Raw genomic sequence first — 22,894 nt, forward strand, 5'->3', positions numbered from 1 at the left:
CGATCGAGATACAGGTAGTGAATCCAGCTAGACGCGCGATCTACCGATTGGCCGGCTGTAGGACCTTGGCCTCGACGAACTTGCGCGGGACCGGGCCGTCGCTCATGAGCGTCGAGGAACCAGGGCGGAGCAACGCATCACAAGAAGCACCTAGGGGGACCACAGCGGCACGTCCGCGAGAAGACCCTGGCAGCGCCGACGAGGGATCCGAGCGCTGATCGGTGCCAGCGATCGCGTGTCGCCCCCGCGCCCTTGCTGGGACGACGACTGTCGCCGCTACCACCAGCACAACGGCGCACCCAGCGGCCACGGCCGAGACGCTGCTGGCCGCGACCAACAGTGGAAGGCAAGCCGTGGCTGCCGCTGACCCGAGCGCTCGAGCGGCGGTGGCTCCCGCCAGGGCCTGGGTCACGCGAGCTCCACCCGAGCGCCGGGCCGCGTCGTCGAACAAGCCTTCGGCCGCGGCCGAGGCGGCTCCGCCCAGCGCCGCTGCAGTGCACAGCGCCGCCACCGACAAAGGCGCGAGCGCCCACCCGGCCACCATCATCGTCCCGCACAGCAGCCACGCGACGGGCCGGTTACCGACGCGCCGCTCGAGCAGACCCGCCAGCGCCGGGCCAGCCAGCGTCCCCACCGTCAGCGCCGTACCCACCAGTGCGACGCTCGCGCGGCCGTGCAGCTGCTGGGCCAGCGGAACCGCTAGGAGCAGTGGGCCTGAACCCAACACCATGACCGCGGCGCCGGCCGTAGCCACCACCGGTAGGCGCAGACGGCGCCGGCGTGGCCGAGACCACCCGACGGGTCCGGCACCTGGCTTGGGCGCTTGAGGCACCCTCGCGCCGAGGGAGGCGAGCAGCTGAGGCCCCAGCGCCAGGACATAGGCAGTAGCCGCCACCAAGGTGAAGGAGCTGTAAAGGTGGTCGGGCAGCAGGAGCGGGACCACCGCAGCGACTGCGACACCGGCCGCCTCGACGGCCCCCACCCCGGCTGCGTACCACGCCAGCCCTTTCGCCCCCTCGCTGACCGCGGCCACCTCTGCGCGCATCGCGGCGTAGCCGGACCACGTCAGCACGTTCAACACCACCACAGCCAGGACCAGTAACGGCAGCTGTACCCCCGTGCCACCGACCAGCACGAGGACCGCGACGACGGCCCGCGCCGTCGCCTCTCCGGCAGCCGTCAGCGCCAGCACCCCGCGCCCCGACATCCGGTGCACCAACCAGCTCAAGGCTGGGGCCGACGCCGCGACGCCGACCAGCGCGGCAGCGGTCAGCAGACCCACCACCGCCAGGCCGCGCTGGTCCTGCACGCGCAGGACGAGCAGTGTCCACCCCAGCGAGAGCAGAAAGGAGTCCAGCACGCCGGCTATCAACAGGCTGCGGGAACGTCGCCTACGGCCGCGGCTGGCTCTGGTGGCCGCACTGGCTACGGGAGTAGATGCGGGAGAGCGCACCGCTCAGCCCGCGCTGCGAAGCGCTACTGCGTGTGATGGCTGCGGCACCACGCGACCCACCGTCGAGATACTCGTGGCGGTGTAGCGCGCCTGCGGCGGGGGGAAGCCGTTGAAGGAGGAGGCGTAGCTCAGGGTGTAGGCCCCGGCGCTGGCGATGTATAGGCGGTCCCCTTCGGCCATCGTGGCCGGTAGTAGTGCGCGGTCCAGGAAGGTGTCAGCGGAGTCGCAGGTCGGACCGGTGACCACGTACGACAGCGACGGCGCAGTGCCGTGGTCGCTGCGCGAGGTCCACAGCGGGTAAGGCCACCCCGACGGGGTCTGCTGGGTCTCGATGAGGCCGTGATAGGCGCCCACGTCGGTGTGCAGCCAGTCCTGGCCACCGCGCCGCTCCCGACCGAGCACGCTGGCCACCATCACGGCGCTCTCCGCCGCTAGGTGCCTGCCCGGCTCAGCGGCGAGGAGCTCGGGTGTGTACGGCAGGCTGGCCAGACCGCGGGTGATCGCAGCGCCAATCTCCTCGATCTCGGGCACCGGAGTGCCATACCACGCGGGAAATCCGCCACCGATGTCCACCATGTCCAGGTGGATGCCAAGGTCAAGCAGCTCGGCGGCGATCAGCGCAACTCGGCGAAGGGCTGTGGTCCATGCCGACGGAGCCGTGCTCTGAGACCCGACGTGGAAGGTCAGTCCGTAGGGGCGCAGCCCCCGGTCGCGCGCTTCTAGCAGCAACGCCACGGCCTTGCCGCCATCGACGCCGAACTTTCGCGACAGCGGGAAGGCGCTCTGGTCGTCCTCGACAGCCAGACGCACGTACACCGCCGATCCCGGCGCCTCCCTGGCGACCTTGGCGACCTCGCCGGCGGAGTCCACAGCGAAGCGCCACAGCCCCAGCTCAGCGGCACCCTTGATGTGGGAGGCGGGCTTGACGGTGTTGCTGTAGAGCACTTCGCGGGCGTCAACCCCCAGGCCCACCAGCAGCTCCAACTCACCCAGAGACGCCACCTCGAAGCCGCAGCCCTCGGCGGCCAGAGCAGTGAGCACGCCGGCGTCAGGGTTGCACTTGACCGCGTAGAAGGGCTGCACCTCCCGCACGGCGCTGCGGAACCGGCGCAGCTTGGAGGTGACCAGCTCGGTGCTCCCCAGCAGGAAGGGGGTCGGACCGGCTGCGTCCGCGAGCACGTCTGGACGCAGCAGGGAGGGCCAGCGAGTCGGCAGCGCCAAAGCTGGTCCGTTGCGAGTCTCGGACGCACTCGTCTGCAGTGCGGACGTACTCATCTGCTAACTCCTGTCGCAAGACGACGGCGCTCGAGGCACCAGGCTCCTGATGTCAGTCGGCCAGCAGGCACCGCCCTTGAGGGCGCCTTGGGCCGATCGGCGCCTTGGCCAGGCGGGGAGGAGCTCATATGGCGTAGAGGGCGAGCTGCCCGAGTTAAAGGTTCAACTGCTGTGACCGATGTCTTGCTCATGAGCAGTCCTGCAGGTGAGCGGCGCCGTGTGGTTGCTGCGCTCGGCCCGACGCTGGGTGCGCTGCTGGTGTGGACCGTTGGCCTGTCCATCACCGCTGGCACCCCGGCAGCGCAGCACTTCTCCAACGTCGCCCTGATGGTGGTGGCCGTGGGAGCTGGTCTGGCGGGCCTGCTGCGCGCCCGTCGCCAGCAAGGCACCGTGCGCAGGTTTTGGCTCTTTCTGGGTCTTGGCGCCTTCTCGTGGGGCGCCGGCCAGGCAGTGTGGACGTGGTATGAGTCCGTTCGGGGTCAGGAGGTGCCTTTCCCCTCCTTGGCTGACATCGGTTACCTGGGCTTTCCCCCCCTCGCCGCCGCCGGCTTGGCTTCTGTGCTGCTGGGCCGACGCAGCCGCGCCGGCCGAGCGCGAGACCTGGTGGACGGTCTGCTCGTCGCCACGGCACTGCTCGTGGTCAGCTGGCTGGTGGTGCTGCGCCCCATCGTCAGCAGCGGCGACCGCCCTCTGCTGACCGTGATCTCTCTGGCCTACCCGGTGGCTGACATCGTCGTGATGACCGCCGTGGTGCACGCGATCACTCGAGCTCGCCAGCTGCGCGAGTCCCTGCCCGTCCCCCTGGGACTGGTGGGTGCCGGCCTGGCCGCCTTCGCCATCTCCGACATCAGCTTCGTCTACCTGACCACCACCGGCCTGTACAGCTCCGGCAGCCCGACCGACTCCGGATGGTTCATCGGGTTCTCGCTGCTGCTGCTGGCCGCGCGCATCGACGCTCCAGCCGCTGCCCGAGAGGAAGTAGAGAGTCACCGCATCCTGAGCAACGCGCTGCCTTACGCCGCGGTGGTCGTGGCACTGACCACGTCCGCCGTCGAGGTGCTGTCCAACGGGCACGGGGGGGACCTGGTCGTCTACTGGTTGCGCACCCTGCTGCTGGTGCTGCTCGTCGCGCGCCAGGTGCTTACCTTGGTCGAGGTGCACTCCCTGACCGGGGGCCTGGAACGGCGCGTGGCCGCCCGCACCCAAGAGGTGGTCGCCAGCCAGCAGCGCTTCGCCTCTCTAGTCGCTCACAGCTCAGACCTAGTCACCGTGGTCGACGCAGCAGGCTTCATCACCTACCAGAGCCCCTCCAGCGCCCGGGTGCTGGGCCAAGAGGCAGACCAGCTGATCGGCCACCCGCTGACGGACGTCCTCGACGGGCGCAGCGACCAGTCGCTGGCCGAGCTGCTCACCGTGCTGGCAGACGACGGGCTACGCAGCCGCCACCTGCGCAGCACCTGGCGGCACGCCTCCGGACGCCGCTTGCTGCTGGACATCACGGTGACGAACCTGCTGACAGACCCTCACGTGCACGGCTTCGTCCTGAACGGGCGGGACGTCACCGACCGCGTCCGACTGGAGGAGGAGCTGACCCACCAGGCCTTCACCGACGCACTGACCGGTCTGCCCAACCGCGCTCTATTCAAGGACCGCCTGGAGCAGGCACTGCGCCGGCGCAGCAGTGACGATGAGCCGGTGGTCGTCTGCTACTTCGACCTCGACGGCTTCAAGGCCGTCAACGACACCCTGGGGCACAGCGCGGGTGATGAGCTGCTGGCGCAGGTGGCCGACCGTGTCCGTGACGTCGTGCGCGACGGGGACACCGTCGCCCGCCTCGGCGGAGACGAGTTCGCCGTCCTAATCGAGCAGCGGACAAGCCCCAACACCGCAGAGGCCGATCAAGAAGACGGTACTCGCCTGGCCTGGCGGGTGTGCGAGGCCATCCGTCGCCCGTTTCAGCTGCGCGGCGGCGAAGTCCACGTCGCCGCCAGCGCCGGGCTGGCCAGCTCGGCGACGACAGGTCGTGATGCTGAGCAGCTGCTGCGCAGCGCTGACCTGGCGATGTACCAGGCCAAGGCGGAAGCCACAGGAGGCTATGCGGTCTACCACCCCAGCATGCACGAGCAGCTGGTCGACCGCGTGCGCTTGGAGGCTGACCTGCGCCGCGCGGTGGCCGAGGCGCAGTTCCGCGTCGTCTACCAGCCGCTGATCGACATGGGCAGCGGTCGGGTCACCGGCGTGGAGGCACTGGTGCGCTGGGCTCACCCCGAGCGGGGTGTCGTCAGCCCCCTGGACTTCATCCCCCTGGCGGAGTCCACTGGTCTCATCGTGCCGATCGGGGACTTCGTGCTGCGGGAGGCCTGCCGCCAGGTGGCGCAGTGGCGGCGAGAGCACACCGGCTGCGAGGACCTGCGCGTAAGCGTGAACCTGTCAGGCCACCAGATCCGGCTCCCCAGCCTGGTCGCCGACGTGGCGGCGGCGTTGGCTGCCACAGAACTGCCCGCTACAGCCTTGGTCCTGGAGATGACCGAGAGCGTCCTGGTCGACAAGGCCGAAGAGACCCTCGCGACGCTGCACGCGCTGCGGGCGATGGGCATCCGCCTGGCCATCGACGACTTCGGGACCGGGTACTCATCGCTGAGCTACCTGCACCGGCTGCCCGTGGACATCCTCAAGATCGACAAAAGCTTCGTCGACCGCATGGCCACCGGTGGCGACACCTCGCTCGTCGACACGATCCTCGGTCTGGCCGAACACCTGCAGCTGACGACCGTGGCTGAGGGTATCGAGCACGAGCACCAGCGGGATGCGCTCGCCGCGCAAGGCTGCAACACCGGGCAGGGGTACCACTTCTCACCGCCGGTTTCCGCGGACGTCTTCCCAGAGCTGGTCGCAGGAGCTCTGCGCGCCGACGCCTCAGCCGGGCACGAAGCGCCCGTCGCGTGATGCTTCGATCGACGTTTAGCTGAATGCGGCAGAACGCTCTCGTTGACAACGGCCGCTGACCGGTCGGGGATGGTCAGCGTTCCGCTGACCGGTCGGGGATCCGTTGTGAGACGGATCGCGGCATGCGTCCTCGAGGGGTGACAAGGCACCCAAGGCGCCCGGTGATCGGTCCTTGGGTGCGACATGCGACGCAGCGCAGCCGATGGTTGCCTGACCCATCAAGTTGATCGACCCCGCGTCCGATGCCTCTCCCATGCCCCACGTGCTCGCCAACGCGCCACAGGTGAGCCTGCGCACCAAGACCGCCACCACCGGCTGCCTCTACCTCAGCGGCGGGACAGCCGGGGCCATGACGACCTCAGCAATCTGGGGCTCCATGCGCCCAGCGACCACGGTGCTACTGGCCCTGACCCTGCTCGCGGTCCTGACAGGTGCTGCCCTGCTCGCCTGGGGACACCGCGCCCCGCAGTGGTCGATCCACGCCGTGGTCGCCTCCGGCTCGGTGCTCATCGCCGCTGCCGTCGTCCTCAGCCACGACAACACCGCCGCGATGGGTGTGGCTGCCGTTTTCACCCTCTGCGCCATCGGCATCCTGTACTTCTTCGGCCGGCGCCAGGCGCAGGTGCACACCGCCGTGCAGCTCACCGCCGTGGTGGCCAGCCTCGCCTGGCGAGGCATCCACCCCGGCGTGGTGGGTGCTCTCGTGCTCGTGCAGCTCGCAGTGGTGGTCACGGTCGGGCGGCTCGTGACGAGAGCCGCCGACAGCGTGCTGGACAGCCTGACCGGACTGCCCAACCGTCGCGGCTTCGACGAGCGTCTTGAGCAGTCCGCTGCGGACGCCCAGCGGAGCGGGACCCGGCTGGGCATCGCCCTGGTGGACGTCGACCACTTCAAGGCGGTCAACGACCGGGGTGGGCACGCGGCCGGTGACGCGCTGCTCCAGCACCTGGCGCGGACGTGGGTGCGCCTCCTCCCGGCCCAGGTGCAGCTCAGCCGCCACGGCGGTGACGAGTTCTCCCTGGTGGCTCCCGCTCACTCGGCAGCGGAGCTGACGCTGCTATGCCAGCGGTTGCGCGAAGCCGCTGCCCCTCACTCGGTCTCGGCGGGGGTGGCAGAGCTCGACACCGCGGAGAGCTGCGCCTCCCTCGTGCGCTGCGCCGACAGCGCGCTGTACGTCGCCAAGGCCTCCGGCCGCGCCCGCACCCGCACCGCCGCACCCGACGACGACGCCCTCAGCGGGGAGCTCGCTGCGGCCCTGGCCGCCGGATCGCTCAGCGTCGTCCTGCAGCCCATCGTGCAGCCCACCACCCGCGGGCTCGTCGGCGTGGAGGCCCTGGCGCGCTGGAAGCACCCGGTGCGCGGCTGGATCCCTCCAGGGTGCTTCATCCCCTTGGCCGAGCGCACCGGCCAGGTGGCCGCGCTGGGCCGCTTCGTGCTGGAGCGGGCCTGCCGCGACGCGGCGGTGCTGCGCGCGGCGCTCGGGCGCGACGTGGTGCTGACCGTGAACGCCTCCGGCCACCAGCTCACCGACCGCGGCTTCGTCGACGACGTCGCCGCCGTGCTGCTCCGCACGGGCTGGCCCGCGGCGCAGCTGGTGGTGGAGGTCACCGAGAGCACCGTGGAGATCGCCTCCTCAGGTGCGCTGACGACTCTGGCCCAGCTGCGGGAACTGGGGGTGGCGGTGGCGATCGACGACTTCGGCACCGGCTACTCCGCCTTCAGCCACCTCGACACCCTGCCTGCTGACTACCTCAAGCTCGATGCCGCCTTCACCGCGCAGATCACCTCCAGCAGCCGACGCGCCGCGATGATGGTCGCCCTGCTCGACCTCGCCGAGCAGCTGGGCCTGACGGTGATCGCCGAGGGTGTGGAGACCGCCGAGCACGCCAACCTGCTCAGCCTGCTCGGCTGCCCGCTGGCGCAGGGCTACCACTACGCACGCCCATCCGCTGTGCACGACCTCGTGGCGACCCTGGCCACCGCGCGCGTCCCTCGGCCGTCGCCCCCGGTGGTCGACCGGCTGCTCGACGACTCCAGCGCTGGCCGCTAGATGCACTGCCCAGAGGCGCACGGCTCACGGCACAGCCCCGCGCAGTCGGCGCAGCCACGACTCATCACGACTCACCACTGCTCGACGTCCTTCCGCCCGCTGCGCAGGCCGAGCCACTCGGCACTTGATCTTGCCTCGGGCAAGTTCTTCGTCAAGATGAATGCTGAGCGCGTCGATGACATGCAGGTGACCCAGACATCCAGCGGCGCCGCCGCCAGCACCGCCGAGGACGCCTTCGCCGCTGGCGCTGGGGCAGCGCGGGCGGCGACAGAGTCCCTCGACGGTGCCGCGGCCCGGCTCGTCCTGGTCTACTCCAGCGTCCGGTACGACCTGAGCCAGCTCCTGGCTGGCGTGCGCTCCATCACCGGCGACGTCCCCCTGCTGGGCGCCACCACGGCGGGGCACGTGGTCGCCGGCCACTACACCGCTCCTGGGCGCGGCGTGGCCGTGATGGTGCTGGGCGGTGAGCGCTACCGCTTCGGCGTCGCCTCGGCCGTCGGCATGGCCGAGGCCCCAGAGCGCGTCGGCGAGCAGCTGACGACCGCCGCGCGGGCCGGCGCCGGACCCGTGGACACCACTCACCAGCACTCCGCGGTGCTGCTGCTCACCGACGGCCTGGCCGGAGACGGCCAGCGGGTGCTCAAGGGGGTGCACCGCGTCGCTGGCGCAGCAGTGCCCGTCGTCGGCGGCGCGGCTGGGGACGACCGGCGGATGTCAGCGACCGCCGTCTTCCACGACGACCAGGTGCTCAGCGACGCCGCGGTCGGGGTCTGGATCTCCTCCCCCGACCCGCTCCTGGTCACCTGCGCCCACGGCTGGCTCCCGGTGTCGGCGCCGGAGGTCATCACCCGCGCGGAGGGTCTGGTCATCCACGAGATCGGCGGCCGACCGGCAGCCGAGGTGTACGGCGAGCACGCGGTGCTCGGCCAGGTCGGCGCGCGGCTCGCTGAGGAGGGTGAGTCCCCGGCCAGCTATGCGCTGGGGGTCATCGAGCCTGACGGCTCCCACGCGGTCCGCGGGGTCTACCCGCTGCCCGGTGGCGCGCTGGGCACCTTCACCAGCGTCGAGGAGTTCTCCGCGGTGCAGGTGGTCACCGCCGACACCGAGGCGGTGCTGGCCACCGTGGAACCCGTGGTCGCGGCCGCGGTCGCCGGCCTCGACCGGCCGCGGGCCCTGCTGGCCTTCGACTGCATCGGCCGCGCAGACATCCTCGGCGAGGCGGTGCACGAGGAGGTGGCGGCGATGACGGCCGCCGCTCGAGGAGCCGAGGTCTTCGGCTTCTACAGCTACGGGGAGTTCGCTCGTAGCGCCGGTGTCGGGGGGACCCACAACGCCACCCTGTGCGCCCTGGCGCTGTGATGCTCAGCGAGCCGGACCGGTCCGACGCACCAGCACCGCGTCCCGCGCGCCCTCGTCGCGCCGCGGCACTCCGCCTCGCGGGCGACGACGGCCGCACGGCCGGGGGACCCGCCCGCCCCGACCCGGAGGCCGTGGTGGCGGACCTGCGGGAACAGCTCGCTGCGGCACGTCGCGAGACCGGTGCTGCACGCGAGTCGGCCAGACGGGCCCACCGGGACTCCGCGCGCCTGGTGCGCCTGCTGACGGCGCTCTCGCGTCCGGCCGTCGACGCCACTGCACTCGTGACCTCGGCGCTGGAGGCGGTGTCGGAGGCCTTCGGGGCCGACGTGGTCTGCCTGGTGCGCGCGGCAGTGCCGGTGGCGGCTGCCGACGTGGACCACGTCGTCGTCGCGGCGTGCGGTTTCCCCCAGGGCGGTGCGCTCGCACTGCCGACGCTGCCCGCGGAGCTGGCCGTCGCTGGGCCTGCGGCGACGTCGCACCCCGCGACCTGTGGTGGGTGGTCGGGTGAGGGGCTCGAGCTGGAGGTGTCCGGCGTCGTCATCCGGTCAGGGGCCCGCCTGGTGCTGGACCCTGCCGATGCCTCAGCCGGGATGCTGCTCGTCCTGCGCGCCAAGACCGACACCTTCTCCCCCACCGAGCTGAAGATGCTGCAGTCGCTGACCGAGCGACTCCACGCCGCGGTGCAGGCCCTTGAGCGCCGCAGTGCTGCGGAGGTGCTCGCCACCGCCGGGGCCCACCTCACCCAGCACCAGGACAGCGCACACCTGTGCCGGGAAGCCGCCGCGCTGCTGGTGGCGCTGACGGAGGCCGAGTGGGCCGGAGTCGCAGAGGTGCGTGACGGCCGGGCCCACCTGGTGGCGCAGACCGGTCCGCTGGGCGTCGACCTGGCTCCGCACTGGCCCCGGAAGACCGAGGACCTGCTGGGGTGGGAGCGGTTGCGCGAGGGCCGTTCGCACCTGTGCCAGGACCTGGCCAGCGTCGTCGACCACCCTGATCGTCCTCCTCACAGCGGCGTCCGCACCGTCATGAACGTCCCGGTGGTGGCTGAGGGAGCGACCCAGCTGGTGCTGACTGCGCTGCACCGCACGCCGTCGGCCTTCTCACGCGTCACCGTGGAGGCGGTGGAGCAGCTGAGCAGCGCTCTGTCCGGCGCACTGGTCTCCTCGCGCCTCCACAAGGCGCTGCGCGCCAGCGAGCAGAGCGCCCGCCACCGCGCCACGCACGACACCCTCACCGGTCTGGCCAACCGCGCCCTCTTCCTCGAGGAGCTTGAGCGGCGCCTGGCGCCTCGGAGCACCGAAGACGGCGACCCCGGAACCGTTCCAGACCACCCGCGGGATGCGGTGGACCCGACGCCCTCGACCCCGGCCGACGGCATCGCTGTGCTCTTCTGCGACCTCGATGGGTTCAAGGCGGTCAACGACCAGCTCGGCCACGACGCTGGTGACCAGCTCCTGTGCCAGGTCAGCCAGCGCCTGAGCGCTGCGGTGCGTTCCGATGACCTCCTGGCGCGCCTGGGCGGGGACGAGTTCGTGGTCCTGCTCGACGACGTGCCCGACGCGGTCGCCGTCCGACCCGTGGCCGAACGGCTGCTGGCGGTCCTCAGCGAGCCCTTCTCGCTGAGCCGCCACGACGGGGGTGTCGAGGTGGTCCGCGTCGGCGGCAGCCTCGGTGGCGCCAGCACGGTGCGTGGAGCTCACCCCCACCAGCGCGCCAGTGATCTGCTGCGCCGCGCCGACACCGCCATGTACGCGGCCAAGAGGGCCGGAGGAGGCCAGGTGTGCACCGACGTCGCGTCGGGCACCGACAGCCGGATGGCCGGCTGACTGCAGGACCGCCTCTATCACCTCGGAACCCGGCTTCGCCGAGCAACACCGTGCGGTGCCCGGCCAACGAACCCATCTGGGACGAGCGGCGGACTCGGGCGCAGGGGCGCTACGGCTGCACCGAGTCGGGCGGTCAGCGGTGGCCTGACGGGCACCCCTGAGCTCCGACCAGCCGGCCATGCATCACCAACACCCGCGCTGCCCTGCTGAACACGCATGCGGGTGCGCAGGCTCCTCACGACCTAGCCTCGGGCCGTGTCACAGCGCCGTGCCTCCTCCGATGATCACGTGCCAGACCCGGCCCACGACGACGAGTGGGACGTCGACGAGTCGCCTTCACCCGGGCACCCCAGCACCCCGGGCTCCGCGACGACTGACGGCGCCGTACCCGCCCTGTCGACCACTGCCACCGCTGGGCGTCGACGGGGCCACTCACCCTGGGCACTACCGGTCCTCGTCGCGGTCATCACGGCCCTGATCGGCGGGGCGGGCCTGCGTGCCGCCCGCAGTGCCGCCACCCACGACCTGCAGCTGGCCGAACAGCTCGCCTCCCTCCGCGTGGGCACCACCCAGGTCCTGCAGGGCACCGACAACCTCCAGCGAGACGCCCAGGGCCGCCTGGTCGTGCCGCTGCAAGCCGAGGTGCGCAACGACGGCGACGCGCCAGTCACCGTGACCGTGCTGGCGACCTCCACCCAGCACGCGGTCCTGGCCTCAGCGCAGGCGCTGCCAGCGCTGGCCGGTGGTGCCAGCGGTCAGCTGCAGTGGACGGTGGCGGTGGACTGCTCGGCAGTGCCCAGCGCCGCTGACAACACCGCGGCGCTGAACCAGGCGCTGCGCATCTCCACGACCTCGCCCACGCAGTGGCTGGACCTGCGGGTGGCCACAGACGACCAGACCGGTGACGACGTCACCCAGCAGGACCGGCAGCAGGGTCAGGGGCAGGGTCAGGATCAGGGGCAGACGCGGCGGTACTTCACCGCTGACGCGCCGGGCTCCGACGTCGCCTACCTGCTGCCCTTCGCGTGCGACCCCACCGCCGTCCCCGGCGGATGACCCTCCCCCGGCCAGGTCACCATGAGCCCGTGGGCACTCGGCCCGAAGGCGAGTCGAAGGACCTTCGTCCTACTGGTGACAGAGCAGGCTCGCGGCTCAGTCACGCGGCGCCCGCAGCAGCCCCGCGTCACGGGCCAGGACCGCTAGCTGCACCCGCCCCTCCAGGTGCAACCGCGTCAGCAGCCGCGAGACATGGGCCTTGATCGTCGCCGGTGACAGGTGCAGCTGAGCCCCGATGTCGGCGTTGGACAGCCCCCTGCCCACCCCGGTCACCACCGAGCGCTCACGCTCGCTCAGAGCGGCCACCACCTGTCGGGCTCGCTGGTCCCCTGTCTGCTCGGTGGCCTTGGTGATCAGCAGGCGGGCCACCGACGGTGACAGCGCCGGGCTCCCGGTGGCCGCCAGGCGCACGGCCTCGACGATCTGCGCCGGCGGGGTGTCCTTGAGCACGAAACCGGCCGCGCCTGCACGCAGCGCGCGCAGCACGTGCTCATCGGCGTCGAAGGTGGTCAGCACCACCACCGCCGGCGGTCCTGGGCTCGCGGTACCGCCGGAAGGCGCGGTGTCGGAAGCGCCGCGGCTCTGCCGTGGGGAGGAGCCTGACAGGATCGCCTCGGTGGCAGCCAGACCGTCCACGCCCGGCATGCGGATGTCCATCAGCACCACGTCCGGGACCAGCTCGGCTGCGGCGGTGACCGCCTGGGCGCCGTCGACGGCCTCACCGATGACCTCGATGCCTCCAGCACCGCCAAGGACCATCCGCAGCGCTGAGCGCACCAGGGCGTCGTCATCCACGAGCAGCACCCGCACGCTCACCGCCTCACACCTCCCCGCAGGTTGCCGCGCTGCTCGCCGGACTGGTCACTGGGCTGGACACCAGGCTGCCTGCGGGGGTCCACACCGCCGTTCCCACCCACCAGGTGGCCTCCACGTCCGCGAGTGTCCACCGCGCTGGACGCCACCGCACCGTCCATCCCCAGCCCCTGCCCCGTCCCGGCTCCAGCTCCAGGCTCGGGGCGGTGGCCGAGATCGGGTGCGAGCTGCGTCAGCGGGAGGTCCACCTGCAGCCTGTACCCGCCGTCCGGCGTCGCACCGTGCTCAGCGCGGCCACCGAGCAGCACTGCTCGCTCATCCACGCCGAGCAGCCCGGTCCCTGAGCCGGGCAGGTCCAGCTCAGCCTCCGCCGCCGGGGCGAGCAGCCGCCTGGAGATGATGTTGTCCGCTCTTCCAGGAGCGGCCTGAGCACGCACCGGTACGGCTGGGCGGGCGGCGTTGCGCACCTGGATGATCAGCTCGTGCTCAGTGACCGCCAGGTCCACCCACACCGGGGCACCTGCTGCGTGCTTGCGAGCGTTGGTCAGCCCTTCTTGCACCACGCGGTAGCCCGCGCGGCTCACCGCCGTCGGCACGGCGCGCAGGTCCCCGTCCACCTGGAGGCCCACCTGTGCCCCCGTCGTGCGGGCCTCCTGGACCAGATCGTCGACCTGAGACACCTCCGGCAGGGGGCGTAGCCCCTCCTGCCCGCCTCCGACCACGCGGTCCTCAGCCATGCGGTCATGAGCGGTTCGGGGACCCGCCGCTGGGGCCGGTACCGGGGCCGGCTCCAGGGGTGATCCGTTGTCCTCACGCAAGACCCCCAGCACCTGGCGCAGGTCCTGCAGCGCCTCATGGGCACTGCGGCGCACCACACCAGCGGCCTGGGCCACCTCTCCGCCAGCGACGTCCGCGCGGTACTCCAGCGCTCCCGCGTGCAGCGCCAGCACCGACAGCCGGTGGGCCAGCACGTCGTGCATCTCCCGGGCGATCAGCGCCCGCTCGCGCTGACGGGCCAGGTCCGCCGAGCGCTGCTGGTCGGTCTCAGCGCGCGCCGCGCGCTCCTGGGCCGAGATGAGCAGCTGGCGCCGGGCACCGCGGTAGAGCCCCGCGCAAGCGACGAGCGCGAGCATCACCCCCGCGAAGACCACGGTGATGAGCCCGTTGAGGCTGCTCCAGGGCGGCTGCGGCACCGGTGCGGTGAAGAAGACCCGCACCGCGTACCCCAGCCACAACAGCCCAGCGGCCAGCAGGGCCCGCCGGGCATGACCCGCCCCGTGTGCCCGGGTGACCACTGAGAGCAGTACCACCAGGGACGCCAGCCACACCGCGCCTCCGGCGACCGCGACCAGGACGGCGATCCCCGCCACGGCTACCAGCGGCCGACGCCGTCGCACCAGCAGCAGCACCGCCACTGCCACGGCCGCGACCAGGCGGACCCAGCCCTGTGTCGTCAGTCCCCCCACCAGCCCGCCGGCCGGGTCCACGTCACCTGCGCTCGGCAGCGCCAGCAGCGCCGGGACACCGATCAGGACCACCTCCCGCAGGAGGCGGCCGCTCGCCCGCAGCCGCGAAGACCTTGCCGTCCTCGACGCCGCCTGGGCCTGAGGGAGGTCCGGAGTGGAGGGCATGCCTCGACGCTAGGCGCCGCGCGGTGGCTGCGTCATGGGCCACCTGGCCACACCTGCGGTCCGACCGGACCGCACCACCGGTCTAGATGGCTAGCCCACGGTCGACGGGTGGACGCCGCGTTCTGGCCGTCCGGGCGACGACGTGCACCCTGCCCGCTGAGCAGCGTGGACGCCATGCCGAGGTCTTCACAGCCGACCCAGTCCCAGCACCTTGATGACCGAGCCCATCACCGTTTCGAGCACCGTCCCGAGCACCGTCCCGATCACCGCCCCGTGCGCACCACCGCCACACCTTCCCGGTCCTGCAGCACCGGTGTCGCCGCTGCTGGACCCGTCGATGGGACTACCGGTCGAACTGCCGATCGAGCTGCTGGTCTGAGTGCTGCTCTGAGCTCTGGCGTCGCCGTTCGTGGCGGCGCCCTGGTCGGAGGGGGCCTGGCGCTCGTCGCGCTCAGCGCGATCTGGGCGGCCCGGGTGCTGCTGGCACGCGACGTCTACGTCAGCCAGCTCGGCGCACCCTCTGAGCCCACCGCGGTGGTCTTCAACACTGCCCTGCTGGTCCTGGGAATCGGTGGTGTCCTCGTCGCCGGGGCCAGCCGCCTCAGCGAGCCCGCACGGGCATCCGACCCCGCCAGCAGGCCCGCACCTGGAGCTGCGCGTGGACGATCAGAGGAAGACCAGGGTGGACGGGCCGGGCTGGCTCACAGGGCCGTGGGCGCGTGGTCGGTCTCGGCCACGCTGAGCTTCGCCGGCACGGCGTTCGTGCTGGCCTCCCGGGTGACGTGCACCGACGGGTGCCCGGTGCCCCTGACCGCTGGGTCCACGGTGCAGGACCTGGTGCACGTCAGCGCCGCAGCGGCGGGATTCGCTGCGGCGGCATGGGCGATGCTGCAGGTCGGTCGGGCTCGCACTCGTGTGCCGGTGGGCGTGCGGTGGGTCTCGCGGGCGGCGGCGGCCGCAGTGGCGCTGTGCTCAGCGGCCGGTGGGCTGCTGTCGGTGGCCGCCTACCGCACCGATGTGGGGGCGCTGCTGGAGTTCGCGGCGATGAGCATCGGGGGGCTGTGGCTGGCCTTCTTCGCGGGGTGGGTGGCCTTGGGTGGGCTGGCCTCACCAGGGCGTGGGGCCGTGGCGGTCCGTGAAGCGCCCGCTGGGTCCGGTGGTGTCCAGTGCCGCGGTGATGACCGCTGCGGCGCCCTCGGCGACGCTGTGGCCTGACCCGGCGGTGAACTCGGTGGCGGTCAGCCCGGGGTCGACTGCGGTGACCAGCACCTCGGGCAGGGCCTTGGCGTACTGGACCACCAGCATGTTCAGCGCTGCCTTGGAGGCGGGGTAGGGCAGGTGGGCGATGTCGGCGTAGGTCGCGTCGCTGCTCTGCAGGGTCAGGGAGCCCATGCCGGAGGAGACCATCACCAGCCGTGGGTGCTCTCCGCGCAGCAGCAGCGGCAGGAAGGCGCGGGTGACGCGGGCGGGGGCGAAGACGTTGACCTCGAAGACGTCGCGGAAGTCATCAGGGCCGATCTCAGCCGGTCCGGCCCAGCTGCCGGGGACACCGGCGTTGTTGACCAGCACGTCCAGGGCGCCGACCTCGTCGCGGATGCGCTGGACGGCAGCGGTGACGGAGGCGTCGTCGGTGACGTCCAGGCCGATGGGGCGCAGGTCCGGCCCGTCGTCGGTCTGCACGTGCTCGGGGTGGCGGGCGCCGGCGTAGACGGTGGCTCCGGTGCCAGCGAGGTGGCGGGCGGTGTGAGCCCCGATACCGCGCGAGGCGCCGGTGATGAGGATGGTGGTCACCCTCCCACCGTGCGCTGGACCGCCGTGACGCGCCACACCGACGCCCGCTCGACCGTGCCACACGGCGTGCCATGACGACGGTCATCCATGACGGCCTCACAGCACATGGAGCGGTCAGAGCAGCGATGGCTGAGAAGCCTGGCCCTGCGCGTTGTCGGAAGCAGGCGCAGGGCCAGGGACTTGCCGGCTTCCTCATCAGGAGGTGCCCCACGAGGCATCGGTGCGCACACCGACCATCCGCCTGCACCAGCGGTGTCACCGCCTACGCCGGCGCCTACGCCGGCGCCTCCGGCTGCAGCCGGAGGATGACCCGGCCGGCATCACCGCCGCGACGCCTGCGTGCAGCACCCTCCAGGGCCAGCACGAGGCGGTACTGCAGCCCGTACTTCGCCGACAAGGCCGCCACCGCGCTCGGCTGGTCACCATCAGGGCCGGCGACCCGTCCGACCGCAGAGACCACCGCCGCCCCGAAAGGCACCCGACCCAGTCGCCCGCACGGCACCAGCAGCACCCGCTGGTCGCGGTGCAGCCGTTTGACCTTCCCGCTGCCGGAAGGGGTGGTGACCACGAGGTGGTCCCCGTCGCGGGCCACCCACACCGTGGTGGCGACCCCCGTGCCGTCACGGCGGTAGGTCACCAGCAGCGCGAAACGCTCTTCGCCCATCAGCCAGAACCGCTCTTCGCTGGTCACCCGCCCACTGTGGTGCATCACCCGTCTCTCGGGACGTCCCCCGGTGAACACGCCGATGCACGTCGGGCAGCCGGCCCCGCCCGGCCGGCAGCCTGCGAGGTGGCCGGCCACAGCAGCGAAGGACGATCCTGGGCGGCACGCATCCTCCTAGGTCCTCCTCGATGAAGCACACCAGGAGCGACAGCACGACGCCCGGACCGAGCTCACCGCCAGGACGCGAGCACCGTGGTCAGTGCGACCCTGCACGCGTCGGCCACGACGCAGGGCGCCAGCCCCCCCGGCGTCCTCGCGACGAAGCCTCTGCATCCGCACAGGGTGAGCGCCTTCTACGCTGACGCCTGCAGCCGGTCCACCGCTTGTGAGACCGCCTCCACAGTTCTGCGTCGAGGCGCGTTGTAGGGGTCGCACACCCCTGTCGACGATCGGACATCGCCATGGCCAAGAAGGACACCACTCACCTCACGACACCGTCGACCGCCCGCAACCGACGCGCCCTCGTATGGGGGGCGGCTATCGGCACGCTCGCTGTCACTGGCGGGTTGGCCGCCACAGCGAGCGGGGCGCTGGCCGCGGCGCCTGGCTCCACTCAGCCCCAAGCGCAGGTCCAGACTCAGCCCGTGTCGGGAGCTGCCGCAGTGACCACCGACCCCACCACCGCAACGTCAACGTCGGCCCCGGTGGCGCCCACCGCCGACGCCACAGCCGGCTCCGCGGAGCCGGCGGGCACCGGTGCGATGCCCGTGGGGTACACCGCCGAGCAGTACGACGCCTTCTGGGGCGCGGGGTACACCGCCGCCGACGCCGACGCGCTCGCCGCGCTGTGGAACACCGATGTCACCTCGGCCAAGGCGCGCGCCGGACAGGCCCTGCTCGACGGGACCACCGTCCCCGTCTCCCCCGGCGACCACCCCGAGGGACCCGTCGTCGACGAGGACCCGCTGTGGACGGCGTTCTCCGGCGCGGGGTACACCTACGACGACGCCGTGGCGCTGGCTGAGCTGTGGAGCACCGACGTCACCGAGGCGAAAGCACGCATCGGCCGGGCGGTCCTGGACGGCCAGGAGCTGCCGATCGCCCCCGGCAGCTCTGGTGGCAGCGCCACCTCGAGCACTTCCGCGAGCACCACGGCCGGCTGAGGGCGTCCCACCCGCGAGCCGACCGAGAGGTAGACACACCCCGTGACCCGCCCCCGCCGCACCGGCTTCGAGGTCGAGCTGCTGGCACCCCCGGCGCTGACCGGGAGGTGCTGGCCCGCGAGCTCGCCGACCGGTGCGGCGGGCTGGTGCGCCGCGTGCTGGTGACCGGCAGCGAGCCGTCCGCGGTCCCCGGCATGGGGGCGTTCTGGCACCTGTCACCCGGATTCGAGGTCCGCAACGCCACCGGCGCCGTCGTCGCGACGCTGGTCGACGACACCACCCTGGTCGCGGACCTGCCGCGCGGCGGCCCCGCCCACTCGAGCTGGTACCGGGTGCTCTCCGACGACCCGCGCCTGCTGCGCCTGGTCGCTGCCCACGCCGACCCCCGCGCCGACCGCGAGCGGGTGCTCGAGGGCGTAGGGGTGCTGTTCGGCACGCGGCCGCAGGCCTTCCCGCCGCGGTGCGGCTGTCCGATACCGCCGGAGCCACCGTGGCCCTGGCCGCCCCGTTGCCGGCGGGGCGTGAGCGTCCGTGCGAGGTGGTGACCCCACCCCTGCTCGCCCCGCACGCCCCGGCGCTGGAGGCGCTGCTGGCCCCGGCCCGCGAACTGGGCTTCACCGTGCCGTACGAGGCCGCGGTCCACCTGCACGTCGACGGCGCCCGGTTCCGCGATGCACGCGCGTTCACCGACCTGGTGCGGCTGTTCGCGAACTGGGGCCCGGTGCTGCGCGCGGCGTTGGGCACCAACCCGGCGTGCACCCGTCTGGGCCCGCTGTCACCGGCCCTGGTGGACCTGGCAGAGCAGGTGCACCAGGTGGACGCCGGTCGAGCGCGGCCCAGCTGGCGGGAGCTGCAGCGAGCGGCCCGCGCCACCGACCCCGTGAAGTTCTGCGACCTCAACATCACGGCGCTGATGAACGATGCTCCCGCGCGCGACACGGTGGAGGTCCGCATCCTCGGCGGCAGCGACGACGGCCAGCTGATCGCCGAGCGAGCGTCCCTGGTGCACGACCTCCTGGAGCGCTGTGGCCGCGGTGCGCCCCTGCCCGTCCCGCCGGCGGAGTCGACGACGCCCGGCGCCGCCGCCCTTGCCAATCTTTGCGCTGACCCCGCCGCCGCCCAGGACGCGCTGCGCGAGCTCGCCGGGGGCGGCGCGTGAACGCGTCTCCAGGTTCCTTCACGGCGGCCTCCTCGCGCCCTCGCGCCAGCCAGTCACCGCGCCACCGCGCCGCCCCGGACCAGGCACCGGCGCCGGCACGGGACTTCCTCCCCGCCACTGACGGTGTCGACGGTGAGGAGGTCGTGGACGTCGACGACCTCGACACCCTCGTGCGCCAGCAGCTCCCGGCGCTGCTGCGCTACGCCGCGGCCCTCACCGGTGACCGCGACCTGGCCGGCGACGTCGTCCAGGAGGTGCTGCTGCGGGTGCACAGCCGCTGGCGGCGCATCGCCCTGCTCGAGCGGCCGGACCTGTACCTGCGCCGGATGGTGACCAACGAGGTCACCTCCTGGCGCCGGCGGTGGCACGTGCGCACGGTCAGGCCCGCCTCGGCGGAGGTTCTCGCCGCGCGGGCGGCACCGTTGCCCGACCACGCCGACCGGGTCGCCGACCACGACGCGCTCGGCCGCGCGTTGGCCGAGCTGACCGCCCGCCAGCGCAGCGTGGTGGTGCTGCGCTACTACGAGGGGCTGGACGACGGCGAGATCGCGCAGGTCCTCGGCACCTCCCGCGCCACCGTGCGCTCCCACGCCTCGCACGCCCTCGCAGCCCTGCGAACCGCACCGGAGGTCCAGTGATGACCCGCACCCACCACGCCGCCGGACCTGGCGCGCCCGACGGCGGCGGAGGCAGCGACGCCCAGCTGGAGCAGCGTCTGTCCGCGGTGCTCCGAGACCGGGCGGCCCTCGCCCCGGAGGCGCCGTCGGTGAGGGCTGCGGCCGACGCCCTCGGCGTCGTGCGCCGCCGGCGACGGCAGCGGGCGGGGGCCGGGGCGGTCCTCGGGTCGCGGGGCTGCTCGCCCTCGCAGCCCCCCGCCTGGACGACGTTCTAGGAGCGGTCAGGCCGCCAGCTCTCGTACCTGCCGCGCCAGAAACGACGACTTCTTCACTGACGCCGTCGCCCACCGCGTCGACAACGGCACAGTCACCGGCGCCGACGTTGCCGTGGCTCTTGCCCCAGGACGCCACATCACCTGCGGTGGAGGTCACCGAGCCAGCGGTCGCGTGGAACCAGGACGACGTCGACGCCTTCTACGGTGCCGGGTACACCTACGCCGACGCCGTCGCACTGGCTGAGCTGTGGCGGCACCCCGGTGACGCCACCTACGCGAAGGTCACCGGCGGCGCCGACCTGCGCAGCGGTACATCCCTGCCCGTGTTGCCGGGCAGCACGCCGGACCTGATCGGTCAGGACCCCGCGTGGGGGGCCTTCACCTCCGCGGGTCACGACGTGGAGGATGCGCTGGAGCTGGCGCGGGTGTGGGCGATGCCCAGCGGCTACAGCGCAGCGCTCAAGGCGGGCCGGGAACTCACCGCGGGGCTGGAGCTCCCTGAGCCGATGCCGTCAGCCGTCAGCGACGTCCAAGACGGACGAGCCCGGCAGGCCTGGGTCGCTGCTGGCTATGACGACCAGGACGCCCAGGAGCTGGCGGAGCTGTGGGCTCTGGGTACCCCTGACCAGGCGGTGCTGGCCGGCGGATACAACCTCCAGGGAGGGCAGACGGTGCCCGTCCAGCCGTGAGCCCACGGATGACGGCCGCCGGCGGTCAGCCATCTCCTGTCGGAGTGTCCGGGTGCGCCATCCGCTGTGACGCACCATCGTGACTGGCTAGCCAGTCCACCGATGGGCCCGGCGAGCGCCCGACCACGGGTAACACCTGGGGGCTCAAGTGGTGCTCCCCCGAGATGGTCACGCGGATCGGCGCAGGCGGTGCACCGCTGACAGTGCCGGCAACCCCACCCGGGCGGCTCCGCGGACCGCTGGCCGCGACAGGTGGCGGATCCAGCGCAGCGGCACCAGGGACTCCCGCACCGCCTGCGGGGCGTAGCTGGCCATCGTCTTCTCGAAGCGCAGCGTCGCCAGCGCGATCGTGGAGTTGCCGTCACGGGCGGCGATGAGCTCATCGGCGAGGTGGTCGGCGTCGCGGATGGCCGTGGCCGCGGCGCGGCCGGCGGTGGGGGGCATGGCGTGCACCGCATCACCCAGGGCGGTGACCGGCCCGGCGGGCCACGGGGTGAGCTCGGCGTCGGGGTCGGCGGCGTGGAAGCGGTAGTACCCCGCGCTGGTGGGGTCGGCGGCGGCGACCAGCTCGCGCAGGTGGGCGGGCCAGTCCTGCAGGGCGCTCAGGGCGGTCTCGAGCAGGTCACCGCCCCCCATAGCTCGGGCGTGCTCGGGGGGCAGCAGGGAGTCCAGGACGATCAGGGACCACACCAGCGCGGGAGCTTCGGTGATCGCTGGGACGTCGTGGCAGGCGGCGGGGTCCAGGGCGGCGCGGGTGGCCGGGTCGTGCTGGGTCATGAAGATGCCGGTGCCCTGGGGCCCGAGTGCCAGGACCGCGCCGCCGTGCAGCGCCGGGGGCAGCAGGGCGCGGGTGCGCTGGTCCAGGGGGGTGCGCGCGGCCAGGCCGCCGAAGCCGAAGGGGGCTGAGGTGGGGTGGCCGGCCAGGGCGGTGGCCAGGCGGGAGGTGGCGCCGTCGGCGCCGACCAGGACGTCGGCGACGTCGGTGCTGCCGTCGGCGAAGCAGGTGGTGACCCGCCCGTCGGCATCGACGGTGTGGGAGGTGTAGGTCGCTCCGAAGCGGATCCGCTCTTCCAGGCCCCGGACCAGCAGGCGGCGCAGGGGGACGCGGCCGATGAGCAGCGCCTCCTCGGAGGGGTCCCAGGTGGTCACCGACAGCGGCCGCAGCCGGTGGTCGGTGAAGGTGAGGCGGTTAGTGGTCTCTGAGGGCACCGAGCTGGCCTGCAGGGCCTGGTAGTGCTGCGGGGTCAGGTGGCGGCGCAGGACGGCGCAGGCTCGTCCGTCCAGGGCCAGGCGGTAGCCGCCGGTGGCTTCGGCGCTGAGATCGCGGTCGTGGACGGTGACGTCGATGCCGGCTCGGTGCAGGGCGTGGGCCAGGGTGAGTCCGCCCATGCCGGCTCCGATGATGCTGACGCGCATGTCGTCTCCTCGGGTGGATCGCACACCGGGTCGTGCACCCGGTCGCGCAGTCGCTGCAGGGGACTCGCGCGGTGGTTCGACGAGACGGTGCTGAGTAACAGTCACCTGTTACTAGGTTGGTACCGTACGCGCATGTCGCGGGAACCGCTCATCGCCTGGGAGCTGGTGAGCACCGCGCACGTGGTCGGCCAGCGCTTCGCCGACCTCTTCGCGGGCCTGGGGCTGACGCCGACGCAGTTCGCGGTGCTGATGCACCTGGACGCCGAGGAAGGGCTGAGCCAGACCGAGCTGGCGCGGCGGGTGCTGGTGCGGCAGCAGAGCATGGGGGTGCTGCTCGCCTCGATGCTGGAGCGCGGCCTGGTCGAGCGCACCGGTCCCGGAGGGCGTGGGCGTCGCGCGGGACTGGTCCTGACCGAGACCGGCGGGCGAGCACTGCGCGAGGCCTGGCCGGCGGTGCGTGCCTTCAACGCGCCCGAGGCGCTGGGGCTCACGCCGGACGGAGCGGTGATGCTCGTCCAGGGCCTCCAGCAGATGCGGACCTCGGCCACTGCGCCGGAGAGACCCACATAGCCGTCGCTGAGCGGGCACGTACCGCTGAGGAGCGACGCGCGGCCGCAGGTGACGGATACCACCGCCTTCGGGATCCTGGCCTGCTAACGGCTCAGACCCCGACGGCTCCTCATGTTGTGCACGCTCTGTGACTGGTGACTA

20 protein-coding genes are annotated in these 22,894 nt (G+C 72.4%); 12 read left to right on the top strand and 8 right to left on the bottom strand.

Annotated features, from left to right (window positions below):
• Positions 1–40 precede the first annotated feature (40 nt).
• Positions 41–1,453 (bottom strand): MFS transporter, encoded by a 1,413-nt coding sequence (locus tag F1641_RS10570; RefSeq protein ID WP_375541478.1) that lies wholly within the window; start codon positions 1,451–1,453, stop codon positions 41–43.
• Positions 1,454–1,456: 3 nt separating this feature from the next.
• The gene (locus F1641_RS10575; protein ID WP_194905350.1) at positions 1,457–2,632 is read right to left on the bottom strand and encodes a type III PLP-dependent enzyme; all 1,176 of its coding nucleotides are present in this window, start codon (positions 2,630–2,632) and stop codon (positions 1,457–1,459) included.
• Positions 2,633–2,899: 267 nt separating this feature from the next.
• Between F1641_RS10575 and F1641_RS10580 the strand changes: the two genes are divergently transcribed.
• From F1641_RS10580 to F1641_RS10600, 5 genes are all read left to right on the top strand, one after another.
• Complete coding sequence (locus F1641_RS10580; protein WP_194905352.1) at positions 2,900–5,674, top strand: bifunctional diguanylate cyclase/phosphodiesterase; 2,775 nt, start codon at positions 2,900–2,902, stop codon at positions 5,672–5,674.
• Between the two features lie 253 nt (positions 5,675–5,927).
• Complete coding sequence (locus F1641_RS10585) at positions 5,928–7,724, top strand: bifunctional diguanylate cyclase/phosphodiesterase (RefSeq protein ID WP_194905354.1); 1,797 nt, start codon at positions 5,928–5,930, stop codon at positions 7,722–7,724.
• Positions 7,725–7,910: 186 nt separating this feature from the next.
• Positions 7,911–9,083 (top strand): FIST N-terminal domain-containing protein, encoded by a 1,173-nt coding sequence (locus F1641_RS10590; RefSeq protein WP_194905356.1) that lies wholly within the window; start codon positions 7,911–7,913, stop codon positions 9,081–9,083.
• On the top strand, positions 9,083–10,909 hold the full coding sequence (locus F1641_RS21420; RefSeq protein WP_255514601.1) for a diguanylate cyclase domain-containing protein: 1,827 nt from the start codon (positions 9,083–9,085) through the stop codon (positions 10,907–10,909). The genes F1641_RS10590 and F1641_RS21420 overlap by 1 nt, the downstream gene beginning before the upstream one ends.
• 288 nt (positions 10,910–11,197) lie before the next feature.
• On the top strand, positions 11,198–11,965 hold the full coding sequence (locus F1641_RS10600) for a hypothetical protein (protein WP_194905360.1): 768 nt from the start codon (positions 11,198–11,200) through the stop codon (positions 11,963–11,965).
• Between the two features lie 96 nt (positions 11,966–12,061).
• On the opposite strand, the gene F1641_RS10605 is transcribed toward F1641_RS10600, so the two are convergent.
• The 5 genes from F1641_RS10605 to F1641_RS10620 form a co-directional block, all read right to left on the bottom strand.
• Complete coding sequence (locus F1641_RS10605) at positions 12,062–12,781, bottom strand: response regulator transcription factor (RefSeq protein WP_309225556.1); 720 nt, start codon at positions 12,779–12,781, stop codon at positions 12,062–12,064.
• Entirely contained in the window at positions 12,778–14,409 is a 1,632-nt protein-coding gene (locus F1641_RS10610; protein WP_194905362.1) for a sensor histidine kinase, read from the bottom strand. Before F1641_RS10610 ends, F1641_RS10605 begins: the two co-directional genes overlap by 4 nt.
• Before the next feature lie 701 nt (positions 14,410–15,110).
• Entirely contained in the window at positions 15,111–15,233 is a 123-nt protein-coding gene (locus F1641_RS21425; protein WP_255514533.1) for a hypothetical protein, read from the bottom strand.
• Positions 15,234–15,516: 283 nt separating this feature from the next.
• Entirely contained in the window at positions 15,517–16,200 is a 684-nt protein-coding gene (locus F1641_RS10615; RefSeq protein ID WP_194905363.1) for an SDR family NAD(P)-dependent oxidoreductase, read from the bottom strand.
• Between the two features lie 274 nt (positions 16,201–16,474).
• The gene (locus F1641_RS10620; protein ID WP_206691004.1) at positions 16,475–16,891 is read right to left on the bottom strand and encodes a PPOX class F420-dependent oxidoreductase; all 417 of its coding nucleotides are present in this window, start codon (positions 16,889–16,891) and stop codon (positions 16,475–16,477) included.
• 677 nt (positions 16,892–17,568) lie between these two features.
• Between F1641_RS10620 and F1641_RS10625 the strand changes: the two genes are divergently transcribed.
• The 6 genes from F1641_RS10625 to F1641_RS10645 all read left to right on the top strand — a co-directional run bounded on the left by F1641_RS10625 (position 17,569) and on the right by F1641_RS10645 (position 20,767).
• Positions 17,569–18,027, top strand: coding sequence for a hypothetical protein (locus tag F1641_RS10625; RefSeq protein WP_194905367.1), 459 nt, complete (start codon positions 17,569–17,571; stop codon positions 18,025–18,027).
• A 107-nt stretch (positions 18,028–18,134) separates the two neighbouring features.
• Positions 18,135–18,572 carry a hypothetical protein gene (locus F1641_RS19885; RefSeq protein ID WP_206691005.1) on the top strand — a complete coding sequence of 146 codons (438 nt, stop codon included), beginning with the start codon at positions 18,135–18,137 and terminating at the stop codon, positions 18,570–18,572.
• Positions 18,566–19,186, top strand: a complete 621-nt coding sequence (locus tag F1641_RS19890) for an amidoligase family protein (protein ID WP_206691006.1) — start codon at positions 18,566–18,568, stop codon at positions 19,184–19,186. The genes F1641_RS19885 and F1641_RS19890 overlap by 7 nt, the downstream gene beginning before the upstream one ends.
• Before the next feature lie 143 nt (positions 19,187–19,329).
• Entirely contained in the window at positions 19,330–19,824 is a 495-nt protein-coding gene (locus F1641_RS10635) for a SigE family RNA polymerase sigma factor (RefSeq protein WP_194905369.1), read from the top strand.
• The gene (locus F1641_RS10640; protein WP_194905371.1) at positions 19,824–20,078 is read left to right on the top strand and encodes a hypothetical protein; all 255 of its coding nucleotides are present in this window, start codon (positions 19,824–19,826) and stop codon (positions 20,076–20,078) included. The genes F1641_RS10635 and F1641_RS10640 overlap by 1 nt, the downstream gene beginning before the upstream one ends.
• A gap of 146 nt (positions 20,079–20,224) precedes the next feature.
• Positions 20,225–20,767: a hypothetical protein gene (locus F1641_RS10645; RefSeq protein ID WP_194905373.1), complete on the top strand. Its 543-nt coding sequence runs from the start codon at positions 20,225–20,227 to the stop codon at positions 20,765–20,767.
• Between the two features lie 168 nt (positions 20,768–20,935).
• Here F1641_RS10645 and F1641_RS10650 read toward each other — a convergent pair whose 3' ends face one another.
• Complete coding sequence (locus tag F1641_RS10650) at positions 20,936–22,183, bottom strand: NAD(P)/FAD-dependent oxidoreductase (protein WP_194905375.1); 1,248 nt, start codon at positions 22,181–22,183, stop codon at positions 20,936–20,938.
• 132 nt (positions 22,184–22,315) lie between these two features.
• On the opposite strand from F1641_RS10650, the gene F1641_RS10655 reads away from it, so the two are divergent.
• Positions 22,316–22,753, top strand: coding sequence for a MarR family winged helix-turn-helix transcriptional regulator (locus tag F1641_RS10655; protein ID WP_194905377.1), 438 nt, complete (start codon positions 22,316–22,318; stop codon positions 22,751–22,753).
• Positions 22,754–22,894: the final 141 nt, after the last annotated feature.

It is taken from the genome of Quadrisphaera sp. INWT6, from assembly GCF_015390235.1.
GTDB lineage: Bacteria > Actinomycetota > Actinomycetes > Actinomycetales > Quadrisphaeraceae > Quadrisphaera.

What these genes read in the sequence shown, in the direction of transcription:
- F1641_RS10585 (WP_194905354.1), top strand. Translation starts at nt 5,928, where the DNA reads ATGCCCCACGTGCTCGCCAACGCGCCACAGGTGAGCCTGCGCACCAAG.
- F1641_RS21420 (WP_255514601.1), top strand. Translation starts at nt 9,083, where the DNA reads ATGCTCAGCGAGCCGGACCGGTCCGACGCACCAGCACCGCGTCCCGCG.
- F1641_RS10610 (WP_194905362.1), bottom strand. Translation starts at nt 14,409, where the DNA reads ATGCCCTCCACTCCGGACCTCCCTCAGGCCCAGGCGGCGTCGAGGACG.
- F1641_RS10640 (WP_194905371.1), top strand. Translation starts at nt 19,824, where the DNA reads ATGACCCGCACCCACCACGCCGCCGGACCTGGCGCGCCCGACGGCGGC.
- F1641_RS10650 (WP_194905375.1), bottom strand. Translation starts at nt 22,183, where the DNA reads ATGCGCGTCAGCATCATCGGAGCCGGCATGGGCGGACTCACCCTGGCC.
- F1641_RS10655 (WP_194905377.1), top strand. Translation starts at nt 22,316, where the DNA reads ATGTCGCGGGAACCGCTCATCGCCTGGGAGCTGGTGAGCACCGCGCAC.